This window comes from Chryseobacterium sp. G0162 (assembly GCF_003815715.1).
Taxonomy (GTDB): Bacteria; Bacteroidota; Bacteroidia; order Flavobacteriales; family Weeksellaceae; genus Chryseobacterium.
Genome location: NZ_CP033922.1, coordinates 2,900,001 through 2,912,239 on the forward strand (window position 1 = coordinate 2,900,001; position 12,239 = coordinate 2,912,239).

Annotated in this window: 8 protein-coding genes (1 of these 8 only partly in view); 2 read left to right on the top strand and 6 right to left on the bottom strand. The window is 36.2% G+C overall.

Annotated elements, in window-relative coordinates; all coding sequences use genetic code 11:
* Both EG344_RS13220 and EG344_RS13225 read left to right on the top strand, forming a co-directional pair.
* Positions 1–2,293, top strand: partial view of a SusC/RagA family TonB-linked outer membrane protein gene (locus EG344_RS13220; protein ID WP_262697349.1) — the 3' portion only. It extends 461 nt beyond the left edge of the window; the window shows 2,293 of its 2,754 coding nt (coding positions 462–2,754); its start codon lies off the left edge, out of view; the stop codon is at positions 2,291–2,293.
* Between the two features lie 16 nt (positions 2,294–2,309).
* On the top strand, positions 2,310–4,205 hold the full coding sequence (locus EG344_RS13225) for a SusD/RagB family nutrient-binding outer membrane lipoprotein (protein ID WP_123909825.1): 1,896 nt from the start codon (positions 2,310–2,312) through the stop codon (positions 4,203–4,205).
* A gap of 108 nt (positions 4,206–4,313) precedes the next feature.
* Here the strand turns inward: EG344_RS13225 and EG344_RS13230 are convergent, their stop codons facing one another.
* The 6 genes from EG344_RS13230 to EG344_RS13255 all read right to left on the bottom strand — a co-directional run bounded on the left by EG344_RS13230 (position 4,314) and on the right by EG344_RS13255 (position 12,188).
* Positions 4,314–4,895, bottom strand: a complete 582-nt coding sequence (locus EG344_RS13230) for a hypothetical protein (RefSeq protein ID WP_123858068.1) — start codon at positions 4,893–4,895, stop codon at positions 4,314–4,316.
* Between the two features lie 9 nt (positions 4,896–4,904).
* Entirely contained in the window at positions 4,905–5,432 is a 528-nt protein-coding gene (locus EG344_RS13235; protein ID WP_123858066.1) for a hypothetical protein, read from the bottom strand.
* The gene (locus EG344_RS13240) at positions 5,429–8,179 is read right to left on the bottom strand and encodes a hypothetical protein (RefSeq protein ID WP_123909826.1); all 2,751 of its coding nucleotides are present in this window, start codon (positions 8,177–8,179) and stop codon (positions 5,429–5,431) included. Before EG344_RS13240 ends, EG344_RS13235 begins: the two co-directional genes overlap by 4 nt.
* Positions 8,172–8,972 (bottom strand): WxL protein host-binding domain-containing protein, encoded by an 801-nt coding sequence (locus EG344_RS13245; RefSeq protein WP_123909827.1) that lies wholly within the window; start codon positions 8,970–8,972, stop codon positions 8,172–8,174. Before EG344_RS13245 ends, EG344_RS13240 begins: the two co-directional genes overlap by 8 nt.
* A 105-nt stretch (positions 8,973–9,077) precedes the next feature.
* A complete protein-coding gene (locus tag EG344_RS13250; RefSeq protein ID WP_123909828.1) occupies positions 9,078–9,656 on the bottom strand; it encodes a hypothetical protein in 579 nt (192 codons plus the stop codon).
* Between the two features lie 189 nt (positions 9,657–9,845).
* Complete coding sequence (locus EG344_RS13255; protein WP_123909829.1) at positions 9,846–12,188, bottom strand: phosphocholine-specific phospholipase C; 2,343 nt, start codon at positions 12,186–12,188, stop codon at positions 9,846–9,848.
* Between the last annotated feature and the right edge of the window lie 51 nt (positions 12,189–12,239).

The following is a 12,239-nucleotide window of genomic DNA, read 5'->3' on the forward strand; positions in this document are numbered from 1 at the left end:
TTTTGAAAGTATTTTTATGAAGCCGGATATGCAGAAGAGTTTTGGTTTAGGACTAAATGGGGTAGCTAATTCGGCAAATAGCGATAATTCTAGCTCTTGGGGCCCTGCTTTAGATGGAACTAATATGAAAAGATATGATAACCTGAAAAATTTCTTTAAGACAGGTATCAATTCACAACATACTTTGAGCTTTCAGGAAAACTTAGGAGAAGGTACCAGCTTATATACCTCGGCGAATTATCTGAACGATAATAGCCAGATCCCTAATTCTAAATTTGAAAGATTCAATTTTATGGCTAAGATGAACTCAAATTTTGGAGCAAATAAAAGATGGACTTCTGAGGTAAAGGTACAATATATAAGCACAAAGGCTAAAAACAGACCTTCAGGAGGAAAAGGAGATGGCAATTATTATCCTAATATTCTTCTCATGCCTCAAAACATTGATATAAGAGATTACGAACAAGGACAAACCCAAAATGATGTAAAATCACGCTGGATTACTCCTAACGGGATAAATCCTTATTGGTCTGCTTATAATAGCCTTAATGCAGATAAGAAAGATCGTTTTCTGCTAAATGGGTATCTTAAATATCAATTTAATGATTGGCTGAGTGGAGATGTAAGAGTGGGGGCGGATTTCTATGCTTTAAATGCAGATGCAAGAGTATGGACAGGATCTTCACGTAGAAATTCTTATGCAACCAGCGAAGAGAAATTCTATGAGAATAATTATATTGCGAGCCTTACTGCAAAAAAAGATAACTTATTTGGAAAATGGGGTGGATCGCTTTCTGTATATGGACAAATGATGGAGAGCAGAACCAAAGCAATTTATTTCAGTACTCAAAACTTGATTGTTCCTAATGCATTTAGTGTTAATAATACTAGTGATATTGCTGGTATTGCTAATAATGAAATTGATTTTTGGAAGAAGATTAATTCTGTATTTGCTTCTGCTGAGATTAATTATGACGGGTATTGGTTTATTAATGCAACGGCAAGAAATGACTGGTCTTCCACCCTCATTCTTGAAAATAGATCTTATTTCTATCCTTCTATCAGTACTTCTTTAGTTTTAACAGAGATGTTGAATAAATTAAACGGGACCAATTCTAAAGTATTAACTTTTGCTAAGCTTCGTGCTGCTTATGCGGTAACCGGAAATTCGTTGAATCCTTACGAACTGTATAATACTTATAAACTAGGTGCAGATCCAGGTGGTCATGCCATTCTTGGCAGAAAAAAAATTCTTTATGATCCTAATTTACATGCTGAGAAACTTAAAACTTTTGAAGTTGGTGCAGATCTTAAATTCTTTAACAGAGTTTCCTTAGATGTAAGTTATTTCAGGAATACTGCAACAGATCAGTTAATAGATTTACCAATGAATCCACTTTCCGGATATGAGTATAAAAAGATAAGTTCAGGAGGCCTTAGTAATAGCGGAATTGAAATAGTTGTAAATACAGATATTTTTAAAAAGCAGAATTTTACATGGAATGTAAATGCGAATTTTTCTAAACTAAAGAGTGTGATTGACCGGATTGATGGAGAAGTTTTAAAATATCCTTTGGCTGGTTTTGATAATGTAAGCTTTTTTGCAGAAGTAGGTATGCCCTATGGATCTATTTATGGAACAAAATTTTTAAGAGTAGAAGATCCTAACAGTCCTCAATATGGAAAACTTATTGTTGGGCTCAATGGTTTGCCTCAGGCTACTGCTGAACAATATTATTTAGGTGATCAGACACCGAGGGCTTTGTTTGGAATAACCAATAGCTTTGTATATAAAAATTTTGGACTTTCATTCCTTATTGACGGGAGAATTGGAGGAAAATTCTATTCATCCACTCAATCTGCTTTACAGAAAGTAGGTCTTGCTTCTGATACAGCTCCCGGAGGAAGAAGAGATAATTTTGTGCTTGATGCAGTAGTACAACAAAATGGGGGTTATATAAGCAATACAAAAGAGATAACACAACAGGATTATTGGGCCGCTGTAACAGCTGGAAACTTAGGAATTACAGAACAGAACATTTACGATGCAACCAATATCAGGCTAAGAAATATTCAGGTATCATATAATTTTCCTAAAAGTTTATTTCAAAAATTTGCACTTCAGAGTGCTAAGATTTCTTTCACAGCCAATAATGTATGGATGATCTACAGTAAAGCAAAGGGAATAGATCCTGAGTCTGTATTTGCCATCAATTCTAATGCTGTAGGATTTGAAAATCTTTCATTTCCAACCACAAGATCTTATTTATTCTCAATTACATTAGGCTTTTAATATTAATACTGACATCATGAAAAAATATATTTTATCCCTCATTGCGTTGGCTGTCGTTTGTACATCATGTAATGATTTTGAAGACATCAATAACGATCCGTTTTCTGTAGATATTAATAAGGCAGAACCGGAGTATTTTTTAAATAATTCTATTTTAGGAGCACAGCAAGATCCCAATATTGCTGAACGTACTTTTGTTTTGTATTGGAAAACTGCTGCAAGACAGCATTTGTCAACAGGAATTGCAGGTGGATCATATGATGATTCCTGGACTGTAGAATATTGGAAAGGAATTTCAGAATGGCTGAATAATGCCAATGCAACTATTGAAATTGCCAATGAAAAGAAAGCAATAGGTCAAGGTAAAGCTCATTATGATAATCTTATCCAGGTAGCCAGGATTTGGAGAGCTTATCTGATGAGTGAGTTTTCTGATAATTTTGGTCCACAGCCTATTCAGGCATTTAAAGGAGTAAATCCCGGTTTTAATTCTGAAAAAGAGGTGTATTATTTTATTTTAGATGAGTTAAAGGATGCAGTTGCTAAAATGGATGTGAACCAACCTGCCCCTTCCAATCCTAATGCTTATGATATGGTCTATAGCTTTAAATGGAGTCAATGGGTAAAATATGCCAACTCCATGAGAATGAGAGTGGCGATGAGAATTTCAGAAGTGGATCCTGCCAAAGCAAAAACAGAGTTTGAGGCCGCAGCTAATTCTAATATGTTCATCAGTACAAGCGATGATAATTTTAAAGTTAAAGAAGATACCGGTTGGAATCCTTTATCAGGGGTAATGTCTAGGGAATGGAATTCGCAGATTTTATCAGCTACTCTTAATAATATGTATATTGGTTTGGGTGGAGTTAATTCTACAGATCAATTGCCGGCTGCTCAGCATACAGCTGTGAAAGATGCTGATTATATCGGCATAAAATATGATGAACAGTTCTCAACAATGACCAATGACCCAAGTGCAGGATATTGGCTGGATGGACTTCCAAATAAAATCGATCCAAGGGCTTATAAAACATTTTATATTCCCGGGGATTTCAACAATCCAATTTATTCCCTTTATCCTAGTTATACCAATCAAGCGTCTACTAATAATGGAGATCTTACTTTTGCCAACGGTTCTAAAGTAACAATTAATACGGTAAATACCTGGAATACGACTACAATAGGGAACTGGGGTGTAAAAGGCCAAAGAAACGGGTTAAGAGGAGTTATTGGATGCATGCCGGCTTTAGGAAAACAATATAGAGAAGGCAATAACTTTCGAATCTTTTTTGCAAGCTGGGAAACTTATTTCCTGATGGCTGAAGCAGCCCTGAAAGGATGGGCAGTTCCAATGAGTGATGATGCGGCCTATAATAAAGGAATTCAGGATAGCTTTGCGTATAATGGAGTATCACAATTTTATACTCAGTATATTACCTCAACGGATTATAACCGTGATGGAACTTCTGTAGCTTATAGCCATGTGGCAGAGCCTGGAGCCAGTCATACCATGAATTATAAAGATCCTTCTACTGGAAATATGGTTTCTGTTGAAATTAAATACCCGGTAAATACCATCTACAAAAATGGCTCAGTGAAAAACGATAAGCTTACGAAAATCATTACCCAAAAATATATTGCGAATATGCCATGGCTTCCTTTAGAATCCTGGAGCGATCAACGAAGACTGGGATTACCTTTCTTTGAAAACCCTGCAATAGAAGCACCGCTGGTTAATTTACCTAATTTGAATTCAGGAAATTATATGACAAACTCTATTCAGAATTTCCCTCAGAGGTTAAGATATCCAAGTACTTTCAGGAATACAGACCAGGATGGGTACACAAAAGCAGTACAGTTACTGGGCGGACAAGATGCAGTTCTTACCCCTCTTTGGTGGGCAAAGCACTAAATTGAATGTTTGAAAAAGAACCCTCTCCAAATTTTGGAAAGGGTTCTTTTTTATATCATAGAAGATACGATTTTATTTGGTAATCATTTTCAATGATCTTCCCCGGCATCAATTGGCAACGATGGTGAAAACTACCCGCGCGCCATAGGTGCTTGCAGGAATGGTGACAGAAACACCAGATACCTGTAAGAGTAAAACAATATCTGAGAAAGTAACACTATTCCCCAGTCCTAAAACCCCACCAAAAGTAAACGTTAGAAATGTTACATCAGGTGATTGTGGTATTGGAATATAGGTTGTTCCTCCATTGATTGTAGCTGTACACAGAAGACATACCCCATGTATTGCTGTGGTCCCTCCGGTTCTTCTTGCGGAAAGCGTCATAGAAGTATTCCAGGGGTTGGAGGTGTAATGCATGGTCATTTTTGCTCCCGTACTTGAAAGGAGATTGAGAAAAGATCCTGGTAATGTTCCGGAGAGTATGATCTGATTAGTACCGGTATTGCCAGTGTTATCATAAGTTCCGGAATAATTATTTCCCGCTTCAGTAATGGAAGGTATACTGGCGGTCCAGCTTCCGGAGACATTTACTACCTGTGCCTCCATATAGCTGCTGCTTACAAATAAAATAAAAGTAAATAAATACCTTTTTATAAGTGTGTTTCCGAAGAAGAGTCCATTCATTTTCATATTTCCGTTTTATTCTGTAATGGTATAGACAATGGTAAGAACGGTATTGGTTTGTGCAGATAAATTTGCATACGTGCTTGGAACGAGAGATATCGTAAGGCGGTGTCCATTATTAACCCCATTGCCTGTGTAAGCTCCTCCAATACCACTTATGATGGTAATAGGAGTATTGGTAAGGGTTACTTGTGCAGAAGGAGTTCCTAAGGTCCCGCCTCCTGCTCCGGATGCAGCCGCAGCCTGTAGCCTGATATTCACTCCCGGAATGAGGGTAGTACCGCTAATAGCTGCTGTAATTCTTCTGGTAAGTCCTCCGGAGGTAATTGCAGAAGTATAATTGATCCACTTTGAAGTATCAGGTGTTGGGTTGGCAAGAGGATTTCCGGCTTCAGTAGGTGCTGTAAATTTTAAAGTAATATTTCCTGTTGGTTCTATATCCATTAAGGTCACAACAGGTAAAGTTAGAGTAATATTTGCCTGAGAATATAATACACCCGAAAAAATAAAAGATGCTAGTATTAGGGAGTGTTTCAAAATCATTTCTTATTTTTTATTTGATTATATCCTACTTTTAAGGATTCCTGCTGATATTTAATTTCTATCTGTTGTTTAACAATCTGGATGTTGAGTTTTTTTATTTCTGAAGGTTTTAAAGTAATTTGAAATTTATCTGTTGAAATTTTATATCGTTTATCAAGACCATTTCTATACAGTTTAACTGTCCAGTCTCCCGGCCGGAGATAGGTAAAATCGAATGCTTCTCCTATAAAACATATTTTACGAAAAGTCTGATCGTTGCCAATGGCTTCTACAATGATGCTTTCTCTCTTATTTTTTCCTTTTTTAGTTTGTAATGTTTCAATATCCGTTTGATTTTTTTCTTCCGTTTCCGAAAGTTGGATATAGCCTTGTATATTTGCGGCTGTAGTGAGTCCGAAATTAAAAATGTTTTCCTTGTTATTAAGGGATAATGCTGCTGGAATTGAGAGGGTTGGGATATCATTGATTTCTATGGTGGAACGATCTAATTCCAGGAAATAATTACCTGGAATCACATTTTTAAATAAATAATTACCTTCTTTGTCTGTAACAGATAGATAGCTTCCCAGCATTAATCTTATGCCTTCCTTTTTTTTGATTCCAAGGGTATTGATATTACCGGATAACGAAACATATTCGGCAGTTCTTTGCACAGGAATATTTGGCCGCCAGGTATAGCGCATTGAAAATATAAAATCCTTATCTCCTATTTGCCCCCTTTGTAGTGAGTATCTTCCTGAAAGATCCAGGTCGTTTCCTGGAAATAATTGCTGGTGGAATAATAATTCAAATAAATTTCTGTCTTTAAAGTATTCCTCAGGCATGTAGTTGTTTTGGTAAAAAATGCTTAAGCTCGTTTTATCTGAGAACCTGCTAAACACTCTTGCTCCATAATACAACTGTTTTTGGTTTTGTAATTGATATCTGGAAGTCATGGCATAACTTCCAAAAACGTTGAATGATGTTTTAAATTTTTCAAATGATAGATTTGCAGAATATAAAGTTGAATTTCCATTAAATCCTGTCAGATAATTATCTGTTTTTCCAAATTGCCCTTCAAGGTTAACCTGAAATATTCCGATATGCTGGTCTACAGAGACTCTGAGGAAACGCTCATAATAATCAAACTGTTTAGGCTCTAAACGATCCTGGTATTTTTGATAGCCATTATTAAGCATTATAAAGCCATTGGAAAGGTACTTATACTGTATTCCATATTGAAAATACTTTCTATAAGGTGCGGCCAGAAATAAAGTATCTCTCTGAAAGTTTTTAGCATCCTCCATATAATTGGCAAAAACATTGATTTTTTTCGATACTCTGTATTGAAGATATCCACTGAAAGTACTGGTATTGGTAAAGTAGCCTGCAAACTGCGGGCTTGCTTTCATATACATCAGATTTCCATTGAGCTTTTCAAAATTCACTTCAGCCTGCGCCATATAGGCTGTCCCTTCATTTTTCTTTGTGGTGCTATAAGCAAATTCTCCCGAAAGGTTAATGTTTTTCGAAACTTTGAATTTTCCTTTAGCGTAAGGAAGATGAGCTTCAGAATCTAATTGTATATTCCTAAAATCAGAATTTTCCTTCATCGGTATTTTGTAAAGATACCCAACGGAAATTTCAGACTCTTTACGGATTTTAAATGCTGAGTAGATATTAAATTCATCCTTAATATCTCTGAAAAATCGGGGATGGTTGTAAAAACCACCTAAACTTATTTTATTAAAATCATATCGGATTTCTGCCCCACGACCATATCTGGCAAATTCAGTTAAATAGGAGGAAGAGTATGTTTTATCACCCAGATGAACAAATAATTTATCCCTTTTATAGTTCACAAAATATTCTTCATACTGAGTAAAAGTATTGAATTCAATAGGATTGTGTGTGGCGGCATGAAACTCAATCTGGTTTTTATTTTCTTTATCCAGTGTTCCTTTGCCATAGATTTCGCCTTGAAAGCCATCATGATAAACTCCCATATTTTTCATTCCGATAAAGGATAATGAAGCAACCACCGGAATCCTGTGATAGATATCCAGACTGGCAGGTTGTACAGAGATCACCTGGGTACTGATATAAACGCTTTGATTTTCTTTAGGATTATCTTTAGAATATACCGAAAGATTTAGATTTTGAAATTCATTTTGACCAACTTCCGGATTGGTTTTTTTATGGATGGTAATAACTTTGGATTCGTTTGGAGCAAGAATAATTGATGCATCATGATCTACAAGGGCATTCTTACTTTCCAGGGTAAGATTTTCAGTAGTATTTCCATTGTTTTTTAAAAGGAAGGAAGCCCGGATGGTTTCTCCTGCCCGGATAAATTCCGGAGAATCCAATGCAGTAAGGGAAAGCTTTCTGCTTGCGGAAACCTTAATCTGTGAAGCTTTTGTAAAAATGAGACCCGTAGATCGATCTGTAATATGTAATACAATAGAGTAGTCACCCTGAACAGCTTCTGTTGAAATACGTAAAGGGACAAGATATACGGACGCTTCATGGGACTGAATCTGGAATTCCCCTTTTGCAAGGATGGGAGTGATAAGCGGGCTTGAAGTAGTGACTGAAATGTCATACACCTTATTTTCAAGCGAATTATTTTCCAGACTGAAAGGAATAGAAGTAGACGTTCCCGGCATTAAACTATCTTTTTTACTCGTTAATCGGTTAGATGACTGTTGAGAAAAAGTAAATAACGGGAATAATATAAAAATTAATAACGTCCAGGTTTTAATCATTTTTTACTTCTAGTTCCACATTGAGCGCGAAAGCATTCTCATCTTCGTCCGTTGCTATAACAGTAGCTTTGTACTGTGCAGGTGGTACTTTACTGATATCAATGTAAAATGTTTTAGAAGTAGAAGGCAATAACCCCATTGTCAAGCTTGAAAAAGTCCCTATTTTTTCTCCTGTTTTGCGGTTATAGATTTCAATAGATGCTGTAGGTTTGCAATAGAGATTTCCATTATTAGCTATTGCAATTTTTACAGTTTTTTTTCCTTCTTCTTTTTCTACTTTGATATTTTCAAATGTAAGGTCCGGTTTGGCCTTTTCCGTGTCGTAATCTGTAATGACCTGAATCGCATACCGTATCACAGAGGTAATGCTTACTCCAGGTTGCTTATCGCTAGGTTTGATATCATCTACAGGTTCTACGATGATAACACTCCAATAACTGCCGGGATCTATTGACTGATTAGGAACAGTTATTTCATAAAACACTTCTGTTTTTTCTTTCCCTTTAAGGGTTACTAAATTTGTATTAAGTTTTATCCAATCTCCATTAGTCCTTTTTTGAGTATGTAGAGCGGTATAATTAATCGTTCCGTCAGCATGATAAGTAAAGTCCTGCAAAAACAATTTTACACTTTGAGGATTATTACTTGTATTTTCAATGGCAACTTTTCCTTTGTAAACTTTCCCGTTTTCTACTTTATAGGAATGCGTAAGCCCGTTAAGAACCACAATGCCGGCATGTAAAAAGCTAAACTGCAAAATCAAAGTGATTAAAAAAAGAATACGCTTTATCATTATGTCAAATTTGGAATTTTTATTATTGATAATACAAAAACAGGAAGAAACTGGGATCCAATTTCTTCTTGGTTTTGAAATGCAGAATTGAATTTTATTTAAATTCTAGTTATCTGATATGGTATAAGTAACAGTAGCTACAGTAGTGGCAGTTGCTTGCAGGTCTGCATAAGTTGCTACACCCCCAGGTCCACTTCCTGCAGCAAGAACATAGGTAAGGTTATGGCCATTATTAGCTCCATTTCCAGTATAGGCACTTCCGATTCCGGAAATAATAGTCTGGTCAGCAGCACTTAATGTTAGTAGCCCTGCAGATGTTCCCAAAGTACCAGCTCCTGAACCTGTAGCAGCAGCAGCTGTTACGTGGATATCTACTCCTGGAATGATAGCATTAACCTTTACACTTACATTACGGGTAGGGTCTGCAACGGATTTGATAGAAGAATAATTAAGCCATAAAGTAGTGTTGGCTGCACTTGCAACAAGAGGGTTACCAGCTTCTGTAGGAGCCGTAAATCCTAATGTAATGTTTTTCGTAGCGGCAGGTTCAATGTCTACCAGTGCAACTTCTGGAATAGAAATCGTAATGGTGTGATTATCTGTATTAGTGTCCTGAGCACTCAGGTTTCCGGATATGGCTGCTGCAAATAAAGACATTGCAACGGTTAATTTTAATTTATTCATGATCTTAATTATTAGTTAAGTGAAAATAATAAAAATCAAACAGATTATGAAATAAATATATAATAATTTTTATATTGTTGATGATTTTTCTATCGTAATGCAATATAATTGAAAAATATTTCACTTTCCGTATATAAAAAATCCTGCACGTTTGTACAGGATTAATAATGTTTTTATAAGAATATAACTTTACGCCCAATGTGGATCCGAAACAGAAACTTTTCCTGTTTCTAATCTTCCTGCAAAATGCCAGATATGCTCGCCCCATGTTACTTTTAAGTCATACCAGCCTTTAAATGGGTTAAGGTCAATCACTATTTTCTCTTCCGGTTTGTGGATAGAAATTGTTTTTTTAGTTTTTTCATACAGGTTTTCCAAGATAATACTTTCTTTTTTCCCATTTTTAACGATCAGTTCAACCTGGCTTTTTGAAGCATTATTAATTAAGATAATCTCTGATTCCGGAATATTGTTTCCTTTGAATTTTCGGAAGAAACCATTAGGACCAAAAACTTCATAATCATAACTTCCTGATTGTCTTGTGGGATGAGACAGTTCTTGCCCGGAATACAATGCATAAGAAAAATAATAATGATGGCTGTTCAATTGGGTTCTGTCATAAAGATGGAGAGGAACTCCATTTTCTTTTGCATTAGTCATTCTAATCTTACCTGCTTCCAGATTCACATGAAAATTATAAGGAAGAGGATGGGAAGGCTTCATTCCTCTTTCCTGAATTTCAAGTAAATCATTCTTCAGTTCATTTTCAGAATACCATTTTAGCTGTGGAACAGGTTTATTTTTGGCTGCATTAATGGTTTTAGCATAATCCTTTTGATCAAGATAATCCATTTTTGGAGCTTTGCTATTGGGCGAATTAAAAGCTGAGGTAAGATCACCACAAATAGCTCTTCTCCATTCACTGATATTGTCTACATGAACATTTTTATTAAATTTCTTCATGATAAATTTCTCCAGGAACTGCAAAACAGAAGTATGATCTGAAACTTCAGAATTAACAAAACCGCCTTTCGTCCATGGGGAAGCAATAATCATAGGTACTCTGTAACCCAATCCTACTGTTCCTTCTGCTTTTTCATAATCCTTTAATGTTGGATCAGACATATATTCCTGAGCTTTATCTACATATTCCACACCGCTTTTTCCATTGATATCAACCGGTTGGCTTGGATTTAATGGGGGAGCAAAAGGGATCACATGGTCAAAATACCCGTCATTTTCATCATAATTGATAATGAAAATTGTTTTTTTCCACATTTCAGGATCTTTGGTCAGAATATTTAAAACCTCAGAAATATACCATGCTCCATACCATGGTGATCCGGGATGATCTGAGAAGTGCTCAGGAGCTACCAGCCAGGAAACCGAGGGCAATTTTTTCTCTTCTACATCCTTACGAAACTGGAAGAGTACATCTCCTTTGGGAACAACCAGTCTTTCTCCATGTTCATCTTTTCCAATTTCCAGATTGTGATAATCGGGATCTTTTGAATTTGTTGTAAAGGCTTTTTCGTGGAGGTTTTTCTCCTGCTGGGAAAGGTTTGAATAATTATCCGGATGATATTTTACCAGATCTTCCTGAAGTTCAGTAATGATGGCCTCCAGCCTTTCTTTCCGGTTAGGTTTTTTCAGGATTTCCTGCTTTAGTGAGGCGATGATGTTGGGAATATGCTCATAGTATCCTTTTGAAAACTTAACATTAAATTTTGAAAACCATTCAATCGGATTATCTGTAAAATTACTTAGCCATGCTTCCTGTTCCCCTGATAAACCTTTTGGAAGGCTGATCTCATTTTGATAAATACGCCATGAAACATTTTGCTCCTCTAAAATTTCGGGGAAGCTTTTCCATTTTGCCTGTCTTGCTTTATCATAATCAATATCATCATTCACCACATTAGCTTTTGATTTACCATTTTGCTGTTCTCTAAGCGTTCCCGACCAATGGAAAAGTCGGTTGGGAGTGGTTCCTGTCATTGAAGAACAGAAATATTGGTCAAATATGGTAAAAGCATCTGCAAGCTGATAGTAGAATGGAAGATCTTCACGGTTGTAGTAGCCCAAGGTAAGCGGAATATTTTTATAATTTTCGTTACCCGAAGCCTTAGCCTGAAGCCATTGGTCATATTTTCCTTTATTGAATGCCTGCTGCTGGTTTTCCCACGAATGGGGAAGGGAACTCATCCATGTTGATTTGGTATTTCTCAAATCCAGACGGGCCGGAGCTGCATATTTTCCTGTATTTTCCTTTTGAAAAAAAGCGGAATGCCCATCCTGCTTAATAAAAGTCCTTTTATCCAGGAACCCACGAACTCCTTTGAGAGCTCCAAAAGCATGATCGAATGAACGGTTTTCCTGCATCAAAATAACTACATGTTCTGCATCATAAAAAGTAGACTGTGCAGCAGGTTCTATCGCTAAAGCCTTTAGAATAGCAGGGTGTAAAACATTTGAAGTTCCTAATCCAGCTAATAAAATACTTGATTTTTCTAAAAATTCTCTTCTGTCCATGATCTATCGTAATAAGAAAGAAACCGCAAGTTAATAGGATTTTCCTGCGAT